At 56.4% G+C, this 23,332-nt stretch carries 10 protein-coding genes and 13 pseudogenes; 3 read left to right on the top strand and 20 right to left on the bottom strand.

The window, feature by feature from the left end; genetic code table 11:
- Window positions 1-53 precede the first annotated feature (53 nt).
- A pseudogene (locus O3W44_RS19580) lies at window positions 54-760 on the top strand (winged helix-turn-helix domain-containing protein).
- A 13-nt stretch (window positions 761-773) separates the two neighbouring features.
- Here the strand turns inward: O3W44_RS19580 and O3W44_RS19575 are convergent.
- From O3W44_RS19575 to O3W44_RS19550, 6 pseudogenes are all read right to left on the bottom strand, one after another.
- Window positions 774-1,769: pseudogene (locus O3W44_RS19575) on the bottom strand (carbohydrate kinase family protein).
- Between the two features lies 1 nt (window position 1,770).
- Window positions 1,771-2,629 (bottom strand): annotated as a pseudogene (locus O3W44_RS19570) (ketose 1,6-bisphosphate aldolase).
- Between the two features lie 11 nt (window positions 2,630-2,640).
- Window positions 2,641-3,322 (bottom strand): annotated as a pseudogene (locus tag O3W44_RS19565) (D-lyxose/D-mannose isomerase).
- Window positions 3,323-3,368: 46 nt separating this feature from the next.
- Window positions 3,369-4,306, bottom strand: a pseudogene (locus O3W44_RS19560) (ABC transporter substrate-binding protein).
- 93 nt (window positions 4,307-4,399) lie between these two features.
- Window positions 4,400-5,380: pseudogene (locus tag O3W44_RS19555) on the bottom strand (ABC transporter permease subunit).
- Window positions 5,381-5,390: 10 nt separating this feature from the next.
- Window positions 5,391-6,898: pseudogene (locus O3W44_RS19550) on the bottom strand (sugar ABC transporter ATP-binding protein).
- Window positions 6,899-7,040: 142 nt separating this feature from the next.
- Between O3W44_RS19550 and O3W44_RS19545 the strand changes: the two are divergent.
- A pseudogene (locus O3W44_RS19545) lies at window positions 7,041-9,630 on the top strand (ATP-binding protein).
- Here the strand turns inward: O3W44_RS19545 and phnE (O3W44_RS19540) are convergent.
- The 14 genes and pseudogenes from phnE (O3W44_RS19540) to phnF all read right to left on the bottom strand — a co-directional run bounded on the left by phnE (O3W44_RS19540) (window position 9,584) and on the right by phnF (window position 20,847).
- Window positions 9,584-10,467, bottom strand: a pseudogene (gene phnE, locus O3W44_RS19540) (phosphonate ABC transporter, permease protein PhnE). The pseudogenes O3W44_RS19545 and phnE (O3W44_RS19540) overlap by 47 nt on opposite strands.
- Before the next feature lie 2 nt (window positions 10,468-10,469).
- Complete coding sequence (phnE, locus tag O3W44_RS19535; RefSeq protein ID WP_269291753.1) at window positions 10,470-11,324, bottom strand: phosphonate ABC transporter, permease protein PhnE; 855 nt, start codon at window positions 11,322-11,324, stop codon at window positions 10,470-10,472.
- Window positions 11,325-11,422: 98 nt separating this feature from the next.
- Window positions 11,423-12,352: a phosphonate ABC transporter substrate-binding protein gene (gene phnD / locus O3W44_RS19530; RefSeq protein ID WP_269291752.1), complete on the bottom strand. Its 930-nt coding sequence runs from the start codon at window positions 12,350-12,352 to the stop codon at window positions 11,423-11,425.
- A gap of 26 nt (window positions 12,353-12,378) precedes the next feature.
- Window positions 12,379-13,208, bottom strand: a pseudogene (phnC, locus tag O3W44_RS19525) (phosphonate ABC transporter ATP-binding protein).
- Window positions 13,209-13,285: 77 nt separating this feature from the next.
- A complete protein-coding gene (gene phnP / locus O3W44_RS19520) occupies window positions 13,286-14,056 on the bottom strand; it encodes a phosphonate metabolism protein PhnP (RefSeq protein ID WP_269291750.1) in 771 nt (256 codons plus the stop codon).
- Window positions 14,053-14,589 (bottom strand): ribose 1,5-bisphosphokinase, encoded by a 537-nt coding sequence (gene phnN, locus O3W44_RS19515; protein ID WP_269291749.1) that lies wholly within the window; start codon window positions 14,587-14,589, stop codon window positions 14,053-14,055. The genes phnP and phnN overlap by 4 nt, the downstream gene beginning before the upstream one ends.
- Window positions 14,589-15,724: pseudogene (gene phnM / locus O3W44_RS19510) on the bottom strand (alpha-D-ribose 1-methylphosphonate 5-triphosphate diphosphatase). The gene phnN and the pseudogene phnM overlap by 1 nt, the downstream one beginning before the upstream one ends.
- 8 nt (window positions 15,725-15,732) lie before the next feature.
- The gene (phnL, locus tag O3W44_RS19505) at window positions 15,733-16,437 is read right to left on the bottom strand and encodes a phosphonate C-P lyase system protein PhnL (protein ID WP_269294338.1); all 705 of its coding nucleotides are present in this window, start codon (window positions 16,435-16,437) and stop codon (window positions 15,733-15,735) included.
- Between the two features lie 10 nt (window positions 16,438-16,447).
- Window positions 16,448-17,209 carry a phosphonate C-P lyase system protein PhnK gene (phnK, locus tag O3W44_RS19500; protein WP_269291748.1) on the bottom strand — a complete coding sequence of 254 codons (762 nt, stop codon included), beginning with the start codon at window positions 17,207-17,209 and terminating at the stop codon, window positions 16,448-16,450.
- Window positions 17,199-18,046, bottom strand: a pseudogene (locus tag O3W44_RS19495) (alpha-D-ribose 1-methylphosphonate 5-phosphate C-P-lyase PhnJ). The gene phnK and the pseudogene O3W44_RS19495 overlap by 11 nt, the downstream one beginning before the upstream one ends.
- Window positions 18,039-19,115, bottom strand: a complete 1,077-nt coding sequence (locus O3W44_RS19490) for a carbon-phosphorus lyase complex subunit PhnI (protein ID WP_269291747.1) — start codon at window positions 19,113-19,115, stop codon at window positions 18,039-18,041. The pseudogene O3W44_RS19495 and the gene O3W44_RS19490 overlap by 8 nt, the downstream one beginning before the upstream one ends.
- Window positions 19,115-19,688: pseudogene (gene phnH, locus O3W44_RS19485) on the bottom strand (phosphonate C-P lyase system protein PhnH). Before phnH ends, O3W44_RS19490 begins: the two are co-directional and overlap by 1 nt.
- Window positions 19,688-20,134 carry a phosphonate C-P lyase system protein PhnG gene (gene phnG / locus O3W44_RS19480; RefSeq protein WP_269294337.1) on the bottom strand — a complete coding sequence of 149 codons (447 nt, stop codon included), beginning with the start codon at window positions 20,132-20,134 and terminating at the stop codon, window positions 19,688-19,690. The pseudogene phnH and the gene phnG overlap by 1 nt, the downstream one beginning before the upstream one ends.
- Window positions 20,134-20,847 (bottom strand): phosphonate metabolism transcriptional regulator PhnF, encoded by a 714-nt coding sequence (gene phnF, locus O3W44_RS19475; RefSeq protein WP_269294339.1) that lies wholly within the window; start codon window positions 20,845-20,847, stop codon window positions 20,134-20,136. Before phnF ends, phnG begins: the two co-directional genes overlap by 1 nt.
- A gap of 312 nt (window positions 20,848-21,159) precedes the next feature.
- On the opposite strand from phnF, the gene O3W44_RS19470 reads away from it, so the two are divergent.
- Window positions 21,160-23,319 (top strand): putative bifunctional diguanylate cyclase/phosphodiesterase, encoded by a 2,160-nt coding sequence (locus O3W44_RS19470; protein ID WP_269291746.1) that lies wholly within the window; start codon window positions 21,160-21,162, stop codon window positions 23,317-23,319.
- Window positions 23,320-23,332 lie beyond the last annotated feature (13 nt).

Below are 23,332 nucleotides of genomic sequence, written 5' to 3'. Positions count from 1 at the left end.
TACGCCGTGTGTACACTCCTGTTTTAACCCTTTCGTAACATTGAGGCCGCGCAATGAAGCCAGCGATTTTGGTGGTGGATGATGATCGTGACGTCTGCGACGTGTTGCAGGACGTACTCAGTGAACATCTGTTTGACGTTTACCGCTGTCATCAGGAAAAGAGACGCTCGCGCTGCTGATGCAGCATCCAGAAATATCGCTGGTGATGCTCGATATGATGTTACCCGACACTAACGGGCTGCTGGGTGTTACAACAGTTACAGCGCCAGCGGCCTGATGTGCTGGTGATTATGCTGACAGGCATGGGATCGGAAGCGGAAATGGTGGTCGGGCTGGAGATGGGCGCGACGACTACATCGCCAAGCCATTTAACCCTCGCGTGGTGGTGGCCCGCGCAAAAGCTGCGCTACGTCGTGGTGGGCGGATCGCGCCGTGCGACGGCAGGCAAGGCTGGCGTTTTAATGGCTGGCAACTGGATGAAGCACGCTGCCAGTTACTCAATCCGCAGCGTGAAGCCGTACCGCTTACGCAGGGCGAATATAGCTTACTGCGTGCGCTGGTTCGTCATGCGCGCAAAGTGCTGACGCGCGATCAGCTACTGGAATTAACCCACAGCGAAAGCCTCGACGTCTTTGATCGCACCATAGATGTGCTGATCATGCGTTTGCGGCGCAAAATTGAAACCAATCCCCATCAGCCCAACCTGATTCGTACTATTCGCGGCCTCGGCTATGTCTTTTCAGCCGACGGTGAAACCTGAAGCTCTGGCACTTTCAACGCAAAATTGCCTGATCCATCCACCGCAGCATCTCATCCAGCGGGCGAATGCCGTCAATGGCATTCGCTGCATGCAAATAAAGCAGGCGCAGGTATGCGCCAACCGCAGCGTTTCCGGCATAGCGAAGCCCTGATGTGTGGCGTACAGCGCGCCTGCACAAAAGCATCGCCCGCGCCGACGCTTCCGACAATCTCTTCCGGGCGCAGTTGCCAGGCAGCCTGCCACACGCCTTCGCCCCCGGACATCCGGCCCCATGCGCCTCAGGCGCATGGATGATAATACGCTGGCGTATCCCTGCTCAGCCAGCCAGCGTGCCGCCTCGGCAAACGCAGCAGGAGGCTGGATGCCAGCGGCGTCGCGTAACAGGATCCGGTTAACGCTTCCGCTTCCCAGCTCGTTAATCACCAGATAGTCAAGCCAGCGCAGCGACGGCAATATTAGCGGTCGGTAATCCCCGCGCGGGAAACCAGATCCAGCGAAGTAAAATAGCCACGCTGCTGCATCATCGCCAGCAAACGCGCGCTGCGCGTTCCAAACAGGTCATCCGGGCGATCGGCGATTCCAGCAGCAACAAATAGCCGAGATGAAAAATACGTTGTGGGCCATCCAGCGTCGCGAAGTGTTCAAGATCCAAAGCGATTCGCGCCAGGGCAAAGAAGAGTGCGCTGGCCATCCGGGGCTGTCATTACCTGGCTGGTTGAGGTCGTTATCGCGGCGGTGCGCTGCACGGCACGATGATCGATATGCGCTTGATCCATAACGTGCAGCAAATAATCACCCTCAGCGTCTTCGCCAATCAGACCCACTGCCGCCAGCGGCAGCGGGCACTGCATGCGCGATAAGGTCATCAAGACATTAAGCGGCCCGCCGCCTGCCGCTTTTTCACTGGGCTGACTTCCGCCAGCCAGCCTTGCTGCGGCCAGTGATTGATGCAGTGAACATAATCCACCAGCATGATACCTGCCGCCACGATGCCGTTGCGCTCCGCCATATCAGGCTTTCCCGACGCTGCCAAAAATTTGCATCTGCTGCACCACAACCTCAGTAATGGCGGTTTCTACGGCCATCAACATCTCAGCAAACTCGTCATAACGGCTGTTGCGTGATGTCATACAGCGATCAATCGCGCCCAGCGCCGCCTGTGACATGCCGGTATAAAAATTAATTTTATGGATACCCAGTTCAATGGCGCGACGGAAATCGGCGTCGCTGATACCTGAACCGCCATGCAATACCAGCGGTATGCCCGCGTGCTGACGAATAGCCGCTAACCGCGCAAAGTCGAGTTTAGGTTCACCTTTGTATTTTCCGTGTGCATTACCAATCGCCACCGCTAAGGTATCAATGCCGGTTTCACGTACAAATTCGGCAGCCAGGGCGGGATCGGTGAATTTCGCGCTGTCTGCTTCGCCAAACAGCGCCCCGCCTTCATCGCCACCCACCGCGCCGAGTTCCGCTTCCACCGATACCCCCACCGCATGGGCAATCTTTACCACTTCACGTGTCTGGCGCAGATTCTCTTCATAACTCAGCGTTGAACCGTCGAACATGACCGAAGTAAAGCCGAGGCGGATCGCCTGCATCACCGCCTCAAAATGCAGGCCGTGATCGAGATTCAGCACCACCGGAATATCGTGCTTAGCCGCCTCAAAGCGCACCGCTTCCACCAGATGATCAGCGTGATGTATTTAAAATGCACCTCAGCGATGTTAATGATAAAGGGTGAACGCTGCTGCTCTGCCGCCCTGAACAGGGCGCGTAAAAAGTGGGTGTCGATAACGTTGAACGCACCAAGCGCGTAACCCTGTTGTTGCGCGTGGGCCAGCCCTGCGCTAAAGAGATCAGTGCCATTGTTTACTCCTTCAGGCCAGCCAGCGGTCATATTCGTTACACAGAAGCCAACGGGGATCTTCATCCTCGTCGAGGGGTTAAAGCGGTCGAGCGGTGTGAGAAATACGTTGTCATTATCATCATCGTTGGGCATTGAGACCTCGCCGACCAGAACGTCACCAAAGCCCTCTTCGCCCCAAAGCTGTGCCAGATGCCCGGCAACAGGGTGACGCTTTCTCCTGCTGACAAACGTAGCTGCGACCCGGCGGCATGCGTCTGGCTAATACCATCAAGCGTGACGTTAACCGGGGTATTAGCGAGACCGGCGCCGTCGCGATTATGCAGTGTGATGATCAAATTTCCGCCGCCGCGATTAATAATGTCTTCCATCTTTAGCGGGTGATAATGCATCGGCGTCACCTGCCCTTCGCGCACATGCATAATTTTTTCGGCGTAGGGCTTGTGCGGGGTTTGCCGCCAGGCGAGCCGTTACGCAGAGTAAACAGCGTCAGGCCGGTTTGCTGAAAGTCGGCCGCGCCAAAACTGGTCACATCCCAGCCGAGACGCAGTGCCAGCAGCTCAGCAGCGGCGGTGCGATCCAGACTTTGCCACTGGCTGAGACCGTAATCGGCCCCAGGGCGGCAAATGGACGTCTTGCCGCATAAAGAATTCGCGCGTTAATTGCAGAATGGCATTCACTTCGGAGCGTTGCATTGTCGATCCTCCGATACTGGCGGCATCTGGCGATGCCGCAATGGGGTTATTTCACCGTCCAGCCTTTGTAGCTGCCGATGTTATTACGATCGATCATGCTCACCGGGATCAGCACCGGTTTATCCGGGGCAGCTTTGCCCTGCAAAATGTCACAACCAATCTCAACCGCTCTGGAGGCCATCACCTGTGGATCCTGTGCTGGCGTGGCGACAAACAGCGAGTTTTTACGCTTCAGTGCTTCTTCACCGTCGGGCGAACCGTCCACGCCAACAATAAAGAATTCACTGCGTTGTGCCTGTTTTGCTGCCAGATCGGCACCAATAGCAGTTGGATCGTTGATGGCAAACACCGCATCAATTTTGGATTAGCCGATAACAAACCGGTCATTACCTCCAGCCCGCCTTCACGGCTGCCTTTTGCGTTCTGGTTGTAGGAGAGCAGTTTGATGTCAGGGTGGCGTTTCAGCTCAGTCATACAGCCTTCTACACGGTTTTGTACCGCCGAAACCGGTGGCCCGTTGATGATCACCACGTTGCCTTTGGCCTTCAGACGATCAGAGATATATTTACAGGCCATTTCTCCCGCCTGGGTGTTATCGGGAGGTGATAGTGGCGTTGGCACCGTCTGCCGCCACGTCGACAGCCACCACCACAATTCCGGCGTCACGTGCGCGTTTCACCGCAGGCGCAATGCCTTTTGAATCAGCCGCATTCAGAATAATCATGTCCACTTTGGCTGCGATAAAGTTATCGATTTGACCAACCTGCTGGCCCAGATCGTAGCCACTGGACACCAGCGTGACGTTGACCTTGTCACCCGCCAGTTCGCGCGCTTTCATCTCCGCGCCTTTGGTGATCTGCACAAAGAATGGTTCGCGAGATCGCCCACCGTCACGCCGATGGATTTAAGCTCTTTTGCCTGGACGACGCCGGTGCTCAACAGCGTTGCCGCCAGCAGCCCGGTAACAATCGGATTAAAACGCATAGATCTTCTCCTGCTGTTATACTGATCGCCAACGGCTGAATGGCGTGATGTTGTTTGTTAGCGCCACAAAAGCGTGTGGCTGGCGCAGCCCGTTTAGCCTACATGGTGTCGGGTACGATATTTATCGATCAGCACGGCAATAATGATCACCGCGCCTTTGATAACCAGTTGCCAGAAATAGGAGACGCCCATCAGCGTCATGCCGTTATTCAGGGTGGCGATAATCAGTGCGCCGATCAGCGTGCCGGTAATGGTGCCGATACCACCAACGAAGCTGGTGCCCCCTAAAATCACCGCAGCAATCGCGTCCAGTTCATAGCCGACACCGAGGTTGCCGTTGGCGCTGTAAAGTCGTGATGCGCTCATCAAACCGCCCAGCCCCGACAGCAAACCGCTCATGCCGTAGACAAACAGCAGCACCGCGCCGACTTTAATCCCGGTGAGACGTGCTGCCTGCATGTTGCCGCCCACCGCGTAAATATGTACGCCGAGCGTGGTGCGTCGCAGGATGAACCAGCACAGCGCAATCACTGCAAAAGCGATTACAATCAGCCAGGGTACAGGACCAAGATAGCCATTGCCTATCCATTCAAAATTGATGTCAGAGTTGATAACCGTGGTGCCATCTGCCAGCAGATAGGCGGCGCCGCGCAGCGCGTATAGGTGCCCAGCGTGACGATAAATGGCGGCAGACCGGCCCAGGCGACCAGAATGCCATTAAACAGCCCCATCGCCAGTCCGGCCCCGAGCGCCATGGGAATAGTCATTGAGGCCAGCATGGGATCAAGCGAGGCCACCAGCGCCACTACCGCTGTAGTACCGAGCATCGATCCCACTGACAGGTCGATCCCACCGGTCAGGATCACAAAGGTCATGCCTGCCGCCAGCACAATGTTGATTGAGGCCTGGCGTGTGATATTCAGCAGGTTTGCTTCAGTAAAAAATTGGGGCAATAAAGCCAAACACCGCCACAATCAGGATCAGAATCGGTAAAATACCGACCGTTTGTAGCAGATCGCCCATCAGGGCGCGTTTGAAACCCGGCGCTTTGGCGCGTGCGGTTGGTGCTGTCATCTTGTTCTCCTCACACTTCAAGCGGCGATGCGCTGTGCGCACCGGTCGCCAGCGTCATGATGTTTTCCTGACTGATCTCCTTCTCTTCCAGCTCACCGGCGATGGTGCCTTCACGCATCACGTAAACGCGATCGCTCATGCCCACCACTTCTGGCAGTTCGCTGGAAATCATTAAGATCGCCACGCCCTGACGCGCCATCTGCTGCATCATGCGGTAGATTTCACTTTGGCCCCGACATCCACGCCGCGCGTTGGCTCATCCAGCAGCAGGATGCGTGGCCCGATGGCGACCCAGCGCGAAATCAGCAATTTTTGCTGGTTACCGCCAGACAATCCCCGGCACGCACCTGCGCATGCGGCACGCGAATGTTAAGGTTATCAATCGCCTCACCGGCAATTTTCTGGCCTTTACGCCGGTTCAGCAGGCCATAGCTGGCGTCCGCTCCAGGGTTGCCATCACAATGTTCTCCTGCGCAGCCATCTCCAGAAACAGGCCCTGCTCTTTGCGGTTCTCAGTCAAAAACCAATACCGCGTGCAATCGCATCACGCGGTGAGTGGATACTGACTTTTTCTCCATCGATCCAGATCTCTCCCTCTTTAGGCTTGTGTACGCCAAAAATAAGCTGTGCCAGTTCGCTGCGTCCGGCGCCCACTAACCCCGCCAGCCCAACGATTTCCCCTGCCCGCACCACCAGGCTGCTGGGGTGCACTTTTTACCATCGCCGAGGTGATTCACCGCCAGGCGAATGTCGCCGAGGGGAATATTGCGATCTTTGTTAAACAGGTCACTCAGCGGTCTGCCGACCATCATGCGCACCAGCTCGCTGGCGTTGAGGTTTTCTCGCGTCAGGCTGCCGACATATTGCCCGTCACGTAACACGCTAACGCGATCGGACAACTCGTAGACTTCCGCCATGCGGTGACTGATGTAAATAATGGCCATGCCGTCATTACGCAGGCGTTTGATCAAGGCAAAAAGCTGTTCAGTTTCGCGGTTGGAAAGCGCGGCGGTAGGTTCGTCCATCACCAGAATGCGGCTGTTGCGATGCAGCGCACGGGCAATTTCGACCTGCTGCTGCTCAGCAATACTCAACCGGCTGACCAAATCATTAGCACTGAATTGCGCGCCTAAACGATTAATAACCTGCTGCGCCTCATCGGCCATTTGTCGCCGCTTTACCATGCCGCCACGGCTGATTTCACTGCCCAAAAGATGTTTTCTGCCACCGTCAAATTTGGAGCCAGGTTGATCTCCTGATAGATCAGCGTGATGCCTGCCGCCAGCGCCTCTTTTGGCCCTTTGATGTCACAGGCTTTACCGTCAATATGAATTTCCCCGCTGCTGGCGCTATAGGCACCGGCCAGAATTTTCATCAGTGTGCTTTTTCCGGCGCCGTTCTCTCCCATTAGCGCATGGACTTCACCCGGATAGACCGTGAGATCGACCCCTTCAGCGCATAAAAGCTGCCGAAGCGCCGGGTAATCTCCCGCATCGTTAATATCGGTGTGGTTGTCATCTGCCCGCTCCTGCTGACCGTGAATGTCAGGCAGTTAAGCAACGCCAGATAAATGGAAAATGTCAGCGCGCATTCATATTTGTCATAAATGGCCGCTGCCGCGCTCTTATACTCGCCCCATTCGCGGTAAGGGAGACGAAGTATGCAGCGCGATTATCCTGGCAGGCAGGCGCACGCGGTCGCCTGCTGCTGTTCAATTTACTGGTGGTGTGCGTCACCCTGATGGTGAGCGCAGTGGCGATTACGGGCTTTCGTCATGCAGGATCGATTCAGGAACAGGCGCAGGCACAAACTCTGGCAGACATGAATGGCAGCCTGGCGCTGGCACGCGATACCGCCAGTGTCGCCACGACGGCCGTGCGGCTGTCGCAGGTGGTGGGCGCGCTGGAGTATCAAAGCGAGTCGCTGCGTTTACAGCAGAATCAACAGGCGCTACAACATTCACTGTCACTGCTGGCGTCTGCGCCACTGGCTGCGCGCCAGCCGGAGCGCGTGGCGCGTATCAGTAATCGCAGCCAGATGCTGGAACAAACCATCTCTCAACTGCTGCGTACCGGGCATCAGCGCCATTTACAGCGCAATAGCATGCTGAGCGGGTTGTGGCAGTCACAACTGCTGCTCAGCCATATCGATACGCTGAGTCAGGGGACGGCGTTTGCGCCCGATGCCGCACTGCGCCAGCAAACCGAACGGCTCATCACCGTTGCCATCCATACGCCCTCACCCGTTGCCGCCATCAGTCAGTTGCAGGATGTGATGGCCCAGTGGCGCAGCGTGCCGGTTAGCGGCGTACTGGCGGATAAAGTTCAGCGTTTACTGGATACGCAGCAGCAGCTGGTGCCGCTGGCAGCCGAGCTGGAGCAGAGCGATCTGGCGATCGCCTACTCAACCTATCGCATCAAGGCACTGGTGGCGATGCTAAATGAGGAGATCACCTCTTACGTACAACAGGTGGCACAGCAAAGTGAAACCCGTACCCTTGCCACGCATCAGGAACTCGATTCCATCATTGGTTTTATCGCCCTGTTTGTGCTGCTGGCGTTGGTAATTACCTGCTACGCCGGTTACTACATTTATCGCAATTTAGGTTCCAGCCTGACGGCGATTGCCGCAGCGATGACGCGCCTCGCACAGGGTGAGCACACCAGCGTGCCGGGTGTACAGCGCCGCGATGAACTGGGCGATCTGGCCCGTGCGTTTAACGTGTTTGCGCGTAATACCGCGTCGCTGGCGCACACCTCACGCTTGCTAAAAGAGAAAAGTAATCAGCTCGAATCCACTTTTCTGGCGATGCGTGACGGTTTCGCCCTGTTTGACAACAGCGGTCAGTTAGTGGTGTGGAATGCGCAGTATGCGCAGTTGCTTGGCATTGAATCGCGCGAACTGCATCGCGGTTTGCATTATCAACAGCTGTTACAGCGGCTCGGTATTCAGTTGCAGGATCCTGGTGAACCACAGGAAGTGCGGCTGGCCGATGGCCGGACGCTGGAGTTACGTTTTAGTCCGGTGCCGCGCCGTGGCATGGTGAATACGGTGCTGGAGCGGACGGCGCGTAAGGCGCTGGAGGAGGCGCTGGTGCACAGCCAGAAAATGAAAGCAGTAGGCCAGCTTACCGGCGGTATCGCGCACGATTTTAATAATTTGCTGGCAGTGATTATTGGAAGCCTGGCGCTCACCCAGGGCAGCTGCCTGCTGGCCCGCTTACCCACCGCATTGAACGGGCGCGTCAGGCAGCCGATCGCGCCGCACTGCTGACGCAACGCCTGTTGGCCTTTTCGCGCAAACAGGCCCTTTACCCGCGTGCGGTATCGGTAGTGTCACTGGTCGATAACCTGCAAGGGCTATTGCAGCACTCGCTGCTGCCAGGGCAACAGCTGGTGATTGATGCACAGCGTCCCGGCTGGCCAGCATGGATTGATGCCAGCCAGCTGGAAAATGCCTTGATGAATCTGGTGGTCAATGCGCGTGATGCGATGAACCAGCAAAGCGGTGAGATCCGTCTGCGCATCTGGAATCAGCGTCGCCTTGAGCAGGGCGAAAAACGTGACAATGTCACTATTGAGGTGATCGATCAGGGCAGCGGTATGACGGCTGAGGTGCGTGAGCGGGTTTTCGAACCCTTCTTTACCACCAAAGCCACGGGAAGCGGCAGTGGTTTAGGCTTGTCGATGGTGTACGGTTTTGTGCGTCAGTCGGGTGGTCAGATCGAACTGGATACTGCGCCAGGAGAAGGCACCCGGGTACGCCTACTGTTACCGCGCGCCTCCGGGGCCGTTGTGGCGAACCCGGTCGTGGCACCAGTGCAACCCGATGCTGCAAGCGATAGGCTGGTGCTGGTCGTTGATGATGAACCGGCGGTACGCCAGACGCTTTGTGAGCATCTGCACCAGCTGGGTTATTTAACCCTGGAGTGCGGCGATGGCGAACAGGCGCTGGCGCTGTTGCGTCAAACACCGGATATCGATCTGCTGATCAGCGATTTGATGCTGCCGGGTGAAATCAGTGGTGCTGAGGTGATTCGCCAGGCACAACAAAACTGGCCTCAGCTTGCCACGCTCTTGATCAGCGGCCAGGATCTGCGCCACCAGCCCGTTACGCTGCCGCTGTGTGAGCGGCTGGCGAAACCCTGGCAGGAGGCGCAGCTGGTCCAGGCGTTACAGCGGGCGTGGCAACGCAGCGAACGGCTTAGTCGCGCGCAGCAGGCTGCCACAGCGGCACCGTTTTCCCAATAATGTAGCGTTTGCGCAGGCGGCTGGAAATGGCATCCATGACCATCACAACCGCCACCAGGATCAGGGTGATAAACATCACCACGTCCCAGTTCCACAAGCGCATGTTTTCGGCATAGACCAGGCCTACCCCACCGGCGCCGACAAATCCCAGCACTGCCGCCGAGCGGGTATTGGATTCGATTTGATACAAACTGAGCGCCAAAAAGCTGGGGAAAGACTGAGTAAATATGCCGAAGCGATGTTTTTGCAGGCTGTTGGCACCCAGCGCGCTCAGGCCACGGCTCGGTGAACGTTCTACTGCTTCGTGGCCCTCGGAATAGAGTTTGCCCAGCAGGCCTACATCCTGCATCACAATCGCCAGCACCCCCGCCAGCGGCCCCATGCCCACCGCACGCACAAATATCAACCCCCAGATCGCCATGTCAACGCCACGCAGCAGATCAAACAGGCGCCGCACCAGCAGCGCAACCGGTTTAGCTGCCCGTTCGTGCATGACATTACGCGCGGCGAGAAACGACAGCGGCAAGGCAATAATTGATGCGGTAATGGTGCCGGCAAACACGATCGCCAGGGTAATACCAATCTGAGACAGGTAGTAACCAAAGGCCAGCTGGCGAAATCACGCCAGACAAACATCCGCAGGAAGTAACGGCCTAGCTGCTGCACACCGTTTGTCAGACGACTCCACTCAATGCCGAAGACGTGGAAAAAGAACAGGTAATAGAGCAGCACGGCCAGCGCAAGCAGGCCGATACGGCGTAAATAGCGATTTTGCGCAGCGAACAGTTCCTGGTGTTGCTGTCTGAGCTTTGCAATATCCGGAGCAATGGCAATCATTTTTAACCCTCAACCACGCGACGACGCAGACGACCGGAAACCGTATCCAGCAGCGACACCACGATAATAATCAGCAGTAAGGTGATGCTGACCTGATCGAAACGATCGAGCTTGATATTGGTCATCAGCTCCTGACCGATACCGCCCGCGCCCACCAGACCCAGAATGGTTGAGGAGCGGAAATTGACCTCTAAACGCATAAAGCCGTAGGAGAGAAATACCGGTTTAACCTGGGGCCAGAAGGCAAAACGCATCCGTTGCAGCTTGCTGGCACCGCAGGCCGCTAACCCGCGTACCGGTTTGTCCGATGCTGATTCAATCGCTTCGTAAAACAGTTTGGTCAGGCTGCCAACGGCATGCAGCGCCAGCGCCAGAAAGCCAGGGATCGCGCCGATACCGAACGCCATCACGAACATCACGGCCCAGGCCAGTTCAGGCATGGTGCGTAAAAACGCCACGAAGGAACGAATAGCAAAACGCACAGCAGGTGGCGTCTGGGTATTATCAGCGGCAAAGAAAGCCAGTACGGTTGCCACGGCAACGGCGACAAGGGTGGACGCCAGCGCCAGTTGCAGCGTTTCCCAAATCAGCGGCAGCTGGATGTGTAACCGGTAGCCCCAGTAAGCCAGCGAACCTTCTGTTTTGCCATCAGCAAACAGCAGAGGCAGATGCAGTACCGGAATAATCTCGCGGAGGTAATCAAAGAAATGCGGCAGCGATTGCCAGACATTGACGAGGTTAAATTCCGCCACGTTGCCCGCTGCGAGATAGAGCGCCACCAGCAGCAGTGACCAGAGCAGCGAGTCGCGTTTCTGCTGGCTGCGGATGCGTTGGTAATAGTGTTCGAAATCGGTCAAGAGTCTTTCTCCGGGATGGTGGCGCGCTATCCCCCGCTGATCCTTACGCGCGTTGCGGAAAAAATCAGGACAGGAGACAGCGCGCTGGCGTCAGCTCATTAGCTGCGGCTGCCCTTCATCAAATCACGTTTCATATCAATAATGTTCTGGTAATCCGCCACGGTTGCCGGGCCGATATGCTGCTCACCGCCGACCGCTTTAACGAAACAGGCGTGATCTTCTTTATCCAGCTTTTTAATCGCAGCAACCACTTTCTCTTTAAAGTCGGCGGGCAGCTTGTTGCTGACCAGGACCGGTCCGTTGGGAATCAATGGCGACTGCCAGATGATGCGAATTTTCTTCATCAGATCGGGCTGATCCATACGGATCATGCGGGTAAAGGCACCCGAGGTATAACCGGTGTTGTAATCACCCACCATTGAGGTCCAGGTCACGGCACCCGCAAACTGGTCGTTCAGTACGCCGAGAATGTCCTGCTCGTGGCCGCCAGAGAACGTCACGCTGGAGAAGAAATTGTTATATTTGTCATCAACGCTGCCACCAAACTCTTTTTTAAACGCCTGGTTCGGCATCAGGAAGCCTGAGGTTGAATCCGGATCAGCCATGCCGAATGATTTACCCTTTAAATCTTCCAGCTTCTTGTACGGGCTGTCAGCTTTTACCACCACCACAGAGTGGTACCCTTTTGAGTGATCTTTATCGTCAACGACAATACCCACCACATCGACCGCTTTAGGATCTTGCAGGTAAACCGACGCGAATGACGCTGGCGACATGCTCAGCACCATATCGATTTTGCCGCCCAGCAGACCCTGAATAACGCCAGAATAGTCAGACGAGTTACGCATCTGCGTGTCAACGTTCAGCTCTTTATCAAAAAAAGCCTTCACACACTGGTTATCGCCAATCTGCTGTGTGGCGTTCTGTCCACCCAAAATACCCAGATTAAGCTGTTTCGGTGCATCCGCTGCGTTAACACCAAAAGCCATCAAAGCGCCAGTCAATAAAGCTAAAGAAGTCAGTTTCATTCGCGGTTTTTCTCTTGCCGTGGGAGTTAGTGGAGCTGGTTAATTTCATCACCGTACAGCTGGTGTAACAGGCTGTCGGTAAGGTGTGAAGGATGTCCGTCGAACAGCACCACGCCGCGCTGAATGCCGATGACGCGGGTGCAATATTTTTAACCAGTTCGATGGAGTGCAGGTTGACCATGACACTGATGCCCTGCTCGCTCACCTGACGCAGCACATCCATGATGCGTGTGGTGTTTTTCGGATCGAGTGATGCCACAGGCTCATCTGCCAGCAGAATTTTGGGGTTTTGCATCAGCGCACGGCAGATTGCCACACGCTGCATCTGCCCACCTGACAGGTTCTCTGCCCTCTGTAGCGCCTGCGGCAGCATGTTCATCCACTGCAACAGTTCGATGGCGTGGGCGCGGTCGGCATCGGAAAAGATTTTAAAGAAAGATTTCAGCGTGGATGTCTGGCTCAGGCGGCCTAACAGCACATTGGTTAACACATCCAGGCGCGGCACCAGGCAGAAATCCTGAAAGATCATGCCGCACTCGCTGCGCCACTCACGCATCTGGCGGCTGTTCAGCGTAACCACGTCGCGATCGGCCTGACCATGACGCAGCGTGACAATTGCGCCTTTGCTTGCAGAGAGGGTTCCGTTGAGCATGTGCAACAGCGTCGATTTGCCTGCGCCTGAGCGGCCTATCACCGCGACCAGTTCACCCGCATGCAGATCGAAACTGACATTATCGAGCACCCGGTTTTCGCCATAGGCTTTACTCAGTCCCTGAACCGATAATACTTTTTGACCGGTCTGGCGGGCAGACGGCAGATCGTTGTCTACCACCGTTTTCAGAAGCGCCTGTGCCATGATGTTCTCCGTTGTTACAGATAAGTTCTGCGCTTATTAAGGGCAAGCGGGATGAAGGCTGAATGACAGTTAAGTGATCAAACTATGACAGGCTGATCGCTCCCCAGAAAAAGGGTTAAGCCGTCACGCGCAGGCTGAACCTGCTCAGGCAAACGATTGTTTGCTAACCAGTTATCCATCTCATGACTCAGATGCGTAAGCCAGGCCTGACGCGGTGCTAACCGCTCAATAATCGCTAACGCCTGAGTGACATCATTGTGGTTACGCGCCTCGCTGCCCGGCGGATCGTTGCAGTCCACCACGAGTTGATCGAGCGGTTGCCCACTGAGGTATTCATGGGTTTCGGGTGGCAAGCCGCAGGTGTCGCACAGCCACGCCAGGCGGGTGCCATGCCAGTCAAACAGATAGCCGTGCGTGAGGCGCGAATGTTGTAGCGGCAGCGGCGTAACCAGCAGGTTGCCAAACTGATGCGGCACAAACGGCGTCAGCGGCGGGCGGAAATCGAGTAAGCCCGGATGTTTAAACAGATCGTCGCTGCCCTTTTCATCGGGCGGTCCCCACACCGGAATCGGTGTGCCTTTGCCCCAGCGCAGCATGAATAAGCCCTGAACGTGATCCATGTGATAGTGCGTCAGCAGAATGCGTGTCAGTTCGCCCGGTTGAAAACGCTCAGTCAGTAACGGCAGCCCGGCGTCCAGCAAAATCCGCTCATTACCGATCTCAATCAGGGCGCTACAGGGTGCCCGTTTGCGTTTTTCATCGCGCCGGGCGCGGCTACAGGCCGGACAGTCACAGCCAAACAGCGGCGCAGCGGTGACGCCACCCGTTCCCAGAAAGGTCAGTTTCATCTGTGCGACTCCAGTAACTGGCGCAACTGCTGTACCGTCTCTGCCAGTGCGCCATCGTTATTGAGTATCAGACAGCCCTCTGGCTGCGGTTGTGTTGCGCGCTCCAGGCGTCGGGCAATCTGCGCTTCACTCTCCCGACCGCGCTGGCGCAGTCGGGCTGCCAGCACGTCGGGCGACACTACCAGGCAGATCGGCAAGAGCTGCGTACCATAATGCTGTTGTGCCTGCGCCAGATGCAGCCGTGATCCGTTGACCACTACGCTCAACCCCTGCTGTAACCACAGGTCAACCTCGCAACCGATGCCGTAATAAAAACCGTGTGCCTGCCAGCTAACCCCGAACAGCCCCAGCGCCGCGCGCCGGGTAAACTCGGTTTCCGTTAAGGCGACGTGATTTTCACCCCCTGCATCAGCGGCGCGCGTAATGTAGCGATGGGCGATCAGCAGCCCGTCAGGCGGCACTTCCCGCAGCGCATTAAGCAGGCTGTCCTTGCCCGATCCCGACGGACCTGTCAGCCAGATCAGCCGCGCCATCAGTAAACCTGCCTGCCCTGTGACCATACGTGGCGGATATGCGGATGACCGTGATCGGTATGGGCCAGTACCACATCGGCACGACGGCCTTCCGCGATCACCCCGCGATCCTCCAGCTTTAGCGCCCGGGCGGGGTTACGTGTCACCAGTGCAATTGCCTGGGGCAAATCCAACGCATTGCGCTCGTCGGCTGCCAGACGAAACGCGGCATCCAGCAGGCTGCCGGGATAGTAATCTGATGAGAGAATATCGAGCAGCCCCTGCGCTGCCAGCTCCAGGCCGCAACGTTGCCAGAATGTGACCCGCCCCGCACGATATTTGGTGCGCCCATCAAAACCTGCATCCCGCGATGACGTGAAGCGCGTGCTGCTTCCAGCGTGGTAGGAAACTCAGCGATGGCGCTGCCCACGCCAAAGGATTCGTCAACGTGTGCTGCCGTTGCATCATCATGGCTGGCGAGGGCGATATGGCGCTCGCGGCACAGCGCAGCAATAGCCTGACGATTTGGCTGTGACCAGACGGCGGCCAGCGCCAGTTGGTCATGCTCGAACGCATCCATTTGTTCATCGTTGAGCTGATATTTGCCCTGATAATATTCGCGGTATTTATCCAGCGACGCATACTGCCGCTGGCCTGGCGAATGGTCCATCAGCGACACCAGCGCCAGTTCCGGGGTGGTCATCAAAGCTTCAAACAGCGGCAGCGTGGTGTGATGCGGCAGTTCACAACGCAGATGTAGCAGATGTTCGGCACGGTTTAGCCCTTTACGGTTGCTGTCGCGGATCGCATCGATCATTTTGCTCAGGTTATCGAGGCGATGCCCGCCGTCACGCACGTCGCCGACGCCAATCGCATCCAGCACCGTGGTAATGCCGCTTGCCACCATCAACGCATCGTGGCTACTCATTGCGGAGTGGGCTGGCCAGTCAACTTTCGGACGCGGCGTAAAAAACTTGTCAAGATTATCGGTATGCAGTTCAACCAGGCCCGGCAACAGAAATGCGCCTTCCCCATCCAGTGCGGCTGGCTGCTGGCTACGGGTTTCGCTGAAGCTGGCGATCACCCCGTCACGCATCTCCAGCGATCCGGCGACCACTTCATCTTCCAGCACCAGCTTAACGTTATTAACGATTATGCTTCTGATCATGCTTCCGCTCCTGATTTAACCGGTTGCATGACGTGCAGGCGATCCGCCACCCGTTTACGCACCGCGTCATCGTGGAAAATCCCGACAATTGCGGCACCGCGTGCGCGTGCCTGTTCAATTAAAGCCACCACGGCTGCGCTGTTGGCACTGTCGAGCGATGCCGTGGGTTCATCCAGCAGCAGCACCGGATAATCGGCGATGAATCCTCGCGCAATGTTGACGCGCTGCTGTTCCCCGCCGGAAAACGTTGAGGGTGCCAGCGACCAGAGGCGTTCCGGTACGTTAAGGCGCGTCAGCAGTTCTTTGGCGCGCTTTTCGCAAAAAGCCCGTTCAACACCACGTTCCAGCAGCGGTTGCATAACAATCTCCAGCGTCGGTACGCGCGGTATCACACGCAGAAACTGACTGACCCAGCCAATCGTGTCGCGCCGAATGGCAATAATCTGGCGCGCCGGTGCCTGGGCCATATCCACCCATTCGCCTTGATGCTGTACCCAGATATGACCGCTGTTGGCCTGATAATTACCATACAGCGCCCGCAGCAGGGTCGATTTTCCACTGCCTGAATGACCGTGCAGCACAACGCATTCACCCTGACTGACCTCAAGGCTGGCATCCTGCAAGACCGGCAGCGCAACGCCGCTCTGGTTATGCAGCACAAAGGTTTTGTATAAATTCTCGACGCGAAGATGAGTGTTCATGTGAATTACCTTAATTGAGCACCGAGGAAACCAGCAGTTGTGTATAAGGATGATGCGGATCGTCCAGTACGCGATCGGTTAACCCGCTCTCCACCACGCGGCCCTGTTTCATCACCAGCAGGCGGTGCGCCAGCAAACGCGCCACGCCGAGATCGTGAGTCACAATCACAACAGCCAGATTGAGTTCCCGCACCAGCGTCCGCAGCAGATCAAGCAGACGCGCCTGTACTGACACATCCAGTCCTCCGGTTGGCTCATCCATAAACACCAGCTTTGGCTCTGTGACCAGGTTACGCGCTATCTGCAAACGCTGCTGCATCCCGCCGGAAAAGGTGGTGGGCAAATCATCAATGCGGTTCGCGGCGATCTCTACTTCCTGTAACCAGTGGCTGGCCTGCGCCCGGATGTCGCCGTAATGACGATGGCCGACCGCCATCAAACGCTCGCCAATATTGCCGCCCGCCGTTACCTGCGCACGTAAACCGTCCAGCGGATGTTGATGCACCACGCCCCATTCGGTGCGCAGCAAACGACGGCGATCGCTTTCGCTCATCTGATAAAGATCGTGCTCACCATAAAAGAGAGTGCCCTGCTGCGGCGTTAAGCGCGCAGACAGGCTGCGCAGTAACGTGGTTTTTCCTGAGCCTGACTCCCCGACAATGCCTAATACTTCGCCGGGATAGAGATCAAAGCTGACCTCTTCAAACCCCTTGCCTGGTGCATAGAGGTGCGTAAGGTTATTCACCGCAAGCAGCGGCTGATCACTGTGCATGTTGTTGTTCCTGCTGCTGGTGGCAAAAATCGGTATCGGAGCACACAAACATGCGCGTGCCCTGATCGTCCATCACCACTTCATCAAGATAGCTGTGGCGTGAACCGCACAGCGCGCAAGGCTCTTCCCACTTTTGCACGCTAAACGGGTGATCGTCGAAATCGAGACTTTCCACTTTGGTATAGGGGGTAATGCGTAGATGCGCTTTTCACGTCCGGCACCAAACAGTTGTAGTGCGGGCATCATGTGCATTTTCGGGTTATCGAATTTGGGAATTGGCGAGGGGTCCATCACATAGCGATCGTTGACCTTAACCGGATAGGCATAGGTAGTGGCAATGTGGCCGTAGCGGGCAATATCTTCATACAGTTTAACCTGCATGATGCCGTACTCTTCCAGCGCGTGCATGGTGCGCGTTTCGGTTTCACGCGGCTCAATGAAGCGCAGTGGCTCCGGGATCGGCACCTGAAAGATCAGGATTTGATCTTCAGCAAGCGGCGTTTCAGGAATGCGGTGTCGCGTCTGGATCAGCGTGGCGTCCAGGGTACGTTCGGTGGTTGCCGCCCCGCTCACGCGCTGGAAAAAACGGCGAATTGATACCGCGTTGGTCGTATCATCCGCGCCCTGATCGATCACTTTCAGCACATCCTGATCGCCGATGACGCTGGCCGTGACCTGAATACCGCCGGTGCCCCAGCCATACGGCATCGGCATTTCGCGTCCGGCAAACGGCACCTGATAACCCGGAATCGCCACCGCTTTTAAAATCGCGCGGCGAATGGTGCGCTTGGTTTGCTCATCCAGATAGCCGTTGTTATAACCGCTCAGTTCAGCCATGGTTGCGCTCCTGATGCTCCTGACGCAGCCGCTTCAACAGTTCCAGTTCCGCCTGGAAATCGACATAGTGCGGCAGTTTTAAGTGGGATACGAAGCCAGCCGCTTCGACATTATCAGCGTGTGACAGCACAAACTCTTCATCCTGCGCCGGACTGGTGATGCGCTCACCGTGTTCCTGGGTTTGCAGGGCACGATCCACCAGCGCCATCGCCATCGCTTTACGCTCGGCACGTCCAAACACCAGGCCGTAGCCGCGAGTAAAGTGCGGCGCATCGACGCCATTACTGGTGAAGCCATTAACCATTTCGCATTCGGTCAGCAGCAGTTCGCCAATCTCCAGTTCAAAGCCCAGCTCTTCCGGGCAGACGCTGACGCTGACAAAACCGGTGCGGATTTCTCCCGCAAACGGATGGGTGCGGCCATAACCGCGCTGGGTTGAATAGCCGAGCGCCAGCAGGAAACCTTCGTCACCCCGGACTAACTGTTGCAGCCGCGCGGCGCGTGAGGCGGGAAAGCCCATGGGTTCACGGGTGATGTCAGCGGGTTCGCTGCCGTCATCCTCTTCCCGCGCAGCCAGACCTTCCGCACTCATCATGCTGAACATATGAGGGCAACTCGTCGGCAGCGCCTGATCGCCTCGCGGCGCGGCAGGCGTTTCACCATTTGCTAACAGGGTGAAATCCAGCAAACGGTGACTGTAATCGTAGGTTGGCCCAAGCACCTGGCCGCCAGGCAAATCTTTGTAGACCGCTGAAATGCGGCGTTCAATGTGCATTTCAGCGGTTGCCAGCGGCATGCTTTCCGCCAGGCGCGGCAGCGTAGTGCGATAGGCGCGCAGCAGGAAGATTGCTTCCACTAAGTCGCCGCTCGCCTGTTTAATTGCCAGCGCCGCCAGTTCGGGATCGTAGATGCCGCCTTCTGTCATCACCCGGTCTACCGCCAAACCCAACTGTTGCGCTACCTGATCGCAGCCCAGCTCAGTGGTCTGACGATCGCCACGGCGTAAATCTGCCTGTAGCTGATGGGCATTGGCTATCGCCTTTTCGCCCCCTTTCACCGCGACGTACATCAGCAAACCTCCACGTCGGTGGAACGCGGTACGGCCATCATCGCTTCGCCACAGGTAAAAATAAGATCAACACCTTGTGGGAAAGGATGAGGGCGCGACCGCAAATATTCGAGCACGCTTTCAGGCAGCTGCGGCGCAATAGCGCGCGTTTCACGCAGGCCAGGGCCGGAGAGGCGCAGCGTCAGGCCACCATTCAACGACGGCACTTCAATAATCAGCGTGGTGCTTTTTCCGGTGCCAGATTATCGCCTGCGGCGAAATGAGCAGGATCAGGCTGGGATGCTGCATGACTCAGAGCAAAGGGCGCATCGTAGCTGTCAGTAATCGGTGCGCCGGTGTGAAAACGCAGGTTATTACGCAGTTGTTCATTATCGATTCGCGCGTCGATCCACAAAGGGCTTTCCTGATCCACCAGCGTCAGTAACACTGCGGTAGCGGCGGGTGACAGCGCCCCCATCCCTGTTGCAGCGGCAGCGATACCATCACGCCAGGTTCGCTCATGGCTTTGAGAATGCGGCGAAAGGCGCGCTGCGCGTCTGCCACTGGATGATTAAAACTTGCCAGTAAAGTCATTAATTATCTCCGCGTACCAGCGTAAAGAAATCCACTTTGCTACTGGCGATTTCGCGGGCACGCAGTTGTCGCTGCTCCTCACGCATAGCCGCCAGCGGCGTAATAATTTTTTCCTGTAACAGCGCCTGCGTTTCAGGCTGCTGTAACAGCGCATCCAGCAACGCGCAGCGTTCAGCGTGCGCTTTATCGCGTCCCAGGACATAGCTGTAACCGAGCGTGCCGTCATACAGCTGCACGACGGCGCGCGTAACGGTGGCATCGCCCATAACAAAGCGTTTGCCTGTTGCCCCCATGCGCGCCTTAAGCCGCGTCAGACCAATCTCGGCGGGACGGACCAGGCTGAATTCAGGGGTGAGATTGAGCGCCTTCCAGTGCGCATTGAGCTGCGCGGCGCTGCTGTGTGCCAGCACCGAAAGCCAGTGCTGGCGGGCCGTTTGCTGTTCCATTAATGCTCCAGTGTCAGTTCAATCATGTCGCCGCGCGTCAGGCTGACAGAGTATTCCGCCATCGCGCCGTCGGTGGTTGTGTTCAGCGTGCGCACGCACAGCAGCGGTGACTGCAAGGCAATTTCCAGCTGTTTGCACTCTTTCGCCTGGGCGCGGCGTGTGCTGATACGTGTTTGCGTTCGCACCAGATGTTTTCCGGTGTTGAGAAAGAGATAGTCATGCAGCGAGCCGCTGTTGAAGCGTTGCAGCAAGGGCCACCAGCTCAGGTCGGGTAAAAAGTGATTGATGACGCACACCGGCACGCCGTTGACGCGGCGCAGCGTGCGCAGATGGATCACATTGTTGCCTTCAGTAACGCCTGTGGCGCTGGCGACGTCTTTACTGGCCGGACGTAATACAGCCAGCAGCCGCTCACTGGTGGGGTGGCTGCCCTGCTCTAACAGGTTTTGGCTAAAGCGCGCCTGAGCATGCAGGGGGTAATCATAAGGACGCATCAACACCAAAATGCCGATGCCGTGACGGCGTTGTAACAACCCTTTGTTGACCAGCTCATCCACGGCGCGGCGCAGCGTATGGCGGTTGACCTCATAGTGATCGGCCAGTTGCTGCTCAGACGGCAGATAGTCACCACAGCGATAACGTTCATGCAGCGCCTGCTCCAGCTGTGCGGCTACAGCCTGGTATACAGTGGTCGGATGTCTGGATAACTCCATCACGATCGAATCCTCTTCGGTTTAAGAGTGCGGTAAGCAGCAAAAGCGAGGCTGCGTGATGGGCATACCTTGAGGTTTTCAGATGACAGAACAGTGACTGCTCAGTGACGCAACGATGAATTTGTTTTAAAGCAGCAGAATAGAGGGCCGATAACCCTGCTTATGATAAAAAACGCTTAACTGTTAAATTTGCGACGCACTTTGCAAATTTTGATGTAGATTCAACAACAAACCCGAAAGGGCGCTAACGTGCAGGATAGCTGAATTCTGCTAGCTTTTACCTGACTCTTCCTTGTTATGCGAATAAAGAAAATGATTAACAACATCAAACTTTCTGATGGTTTTCGCCGCAGTTTTTTTCGGCAGGTCTTGCTTCCGCTGGTCGCAATTTTGCTTTTAACTTTTACTGGCGCAGGTATGGCCCTGTTTCTTGGCATCTCATTAACCAATAATGAAGCCAGACAGCAGCAGCAGCGTATGATCGAAGCGTCATTTTCCCAAAGCCTCAGTGAACATTTGCGTCAACTGCGCAGTTTGTCGCGCTGGGCACCTTTGGCGCAGCATCTGGAGCAGACGCAAACTGACGTGCGCTGGCTGGACAATAATATTGGTCAGTGGCTTTTTGAGATGTTCGATCATCAAATTGTCATGGTGCTGGATAAACAAAACCGGGTGTTAAGAATGTGGCGCGACGGGCAAGCCATCTCACCGGAAAGCGAAAGTCAGCTGGTCCAGGATGTGTTACTGAGCGCACTAGTGCAAAAACCCGCTCACCCCGATCAGGTGGATTATGTACAGTCGGGTAATCGCGCAGCGGCGCTGGCAGTCGGCGATATTCAACGAGATTCGCAGCCTGGCGAACATTTTCGTTTGATCAGCCTAAAGTTTCTCGACGACAGATTTTTGGCGGGGCTGGCGGAGCGAAATCAGCTGCAGGGGCTGCATTTTTCCGATGGGACGCCCAGGCCAGGCACGGTGGCGCGCTATTTGATTATTTCGCAACAGGGTGAACCGGTTGGCTACTTAAACTGGATCCCTTCGCGACCTGGCGCACAAATGTTGCGGGCAATCGGCCCCTCGACCGGCATCGCGGTGCTGGTGATCACCCTGCTGTGCATTTACATGGCGCGTCGTTTATGGACCTCGTCGCTGAATTTGTCGCAATCTATGCTGAAGCTGGGTGCCAGCGAGGCACAGGCCCAGCATCTGGCGTTTCATGATGTGCTCACAGGTTTACCCAATCGCGCTCTGGTGGAAGATCGTCTGACGCAGGCACTGGCGCTGGCATCACGTCATGAACAGCGCGTAGCGTTAATTTTGATTGATCTTGATCGCTTCAAAACCATTAATGATACCCACGGTCATCATGCCGGTGATGAATTGATTGTTGCGGTCGCGCATCGCCTGAACAACCTGGTGCGCGCCAGCGATACCGTAGGGCGGCTTGGTGGCGATGAGTTCATCGTTGTTATGTCCGACGTCGATAACATTGGACAAGTCCAGGCCCTGGCGCAGCGCATCATCACTGAACTGGGCAAACCCTTTACCCTGTTTGGCAGTGAAGTCTGGAGCGGGGCCAGCATCGGTCTGGCGCTGGCCCCGAAGGATGGGCTGGATCGCCTGGAGCTGATGCGCAAAGCGGATATTGCGCTATATGAGGCCAAAAGCAGCGGGCGCGGTAAATATCGACAGTTTGAGCGTGCCATGGATGAATCGTTACGCACCCGGCAGATTATCGCCGCTGATCTGCGTGCTGCGCTGCAAAATTACACTGGGCTGGCGGTCTGGTATCAGCCGCTGATGGATATCAACGGGCAGCAGGTGGTCGGCGTGGAAGCGTTACTGCGCTGGAATCATCTGGAACGTGGCATTATTGCTCCCGGCGAGTTTATCGCGATCGCTGAAGAGACCGGTTTGATTATTCCTCTCGGCGAGTGGGTACTGCGTGAAGCGTGCAAAACACAACAACGCTTTCCGGGCTTAGTGGTTGCGGTTAACATTTCACCGGTGCAGTTTCGCACCACCGGCTTTGTGGAGCGAGTGGTGGATATTGTGCAGCAGGCGGGTGGCAATCCCGGCTGTATCGAACTGGAGATCACCGAAGGGGTATTGATTGAGGATGAGCGCGAGGCTCGTGCTATTATCATCGCGCTGCGTGAGGCCGGTTTCCGTATCGCCCTGGATGATTTTGGTACCGGTTATTCCAGCCTGAATTACCTCAGCACCTTTCCGGTCGATAAAATCAAAATTGATCGTTCATTTACCCAGTCCCTTGGCGTGGCGGCTAATTCTGTCGCGATTATCGAGTCGGTGGTGAAACTGGGCCATGCAATGGGATTAACGGTAACCGCAGAAGGCGTTGAGACCGAGGGCCAGATGTCGGCGCTGGCGGATGCCGGATGTAATCAGCTGCAGGGATTTTTGTTTAGTCAGGCAGTGCCGGTTGAGCAGCTGGCAGGCATAATGCAGTAGGCCTGGTTCGTTC

It is taken from the genome of Pantoea sp. LMR881 (assembly GCF_027157825.1).
GTDB classification, from domain to species: Bacteria; Pseudomonadota; Gammaproteobacteria; order Enterobacterales; family Enterobacteriaceae; genus Pantoea; species Pantoea haifensis.
The sequence above is the reverse complement of the archived record's forward strand: the minus strand, read 5'-3'. Positions and strand labels throughout refer to the sequence as shown.

What these genes read in the sequence shown, in the direction of transcription:
- phnG (WP_269294337.1), bottom strand. Translation starts at nt 20,134, where the DNA reads ATGGAACAGCAAACGGCCCGCCAGCACTGGCTTTCGGTGCTGGCACAC.
- phnN (WP_269291749.1), bottom strand. Translation starts at nt 14,589, where the DNA reads ATGGCGCGGCTGATCTGGCTGACAGGTCCGTCGGGATCGGGCAAGGAC.
- phnF (WP_269294339.1), bottom strand. Translation starts at nt 20,847, where the DNA reads ATGGAGTTATCCAGACATCCGACCACTGTATACCAGGCTGTAGCCGCA.
- phnK (WP_269291748.1), bottom strand. Translation starts at nt 17,209, where the DNA reads ATGCACAGTGATCAGCCGCTGCTTGCGGTGAATAACCTTACGCACCTC.
- phnL (WP_269294338.1), bottom strand. Translation starts at nt 16,437, where the DNA reads ATGAACACTCATCTTCGCGTCGAGAATTTATACAAAACCTTTGTGCTG.
- O3W44_RS19490 (WP_269291747.1), bottom strand. Translation starts at nt 19,115, where the DNA reads ATGTACGTCGCGGTGAAAGGGGGCGAAAAGGCGATAGCCAATGCCCAT.
- phnD (WP_269291752.1), bottom strand. Translation starts at nt 12,352, where the DNA reads ATGAAACTGACTTCTTTAGCTTTATTGACTGGCGCTTTGATGGCTTTT.
- phnP (WP_269291750.1), bottom strand. Translation starts at nt 14,056, where the DNA reads ATGAAACTGACCTTTCTGGGAACGGGTGGCGTCACCGCTGCGCCGCTG.
- O3W44_RS19470 (WP_269291746.1), top strand. Translation starts at nt 21,160, where the DNA reads ATGATTAACAACATCAAACTTTCTGATGGTTTTCGCCGCAGTTTTTTT.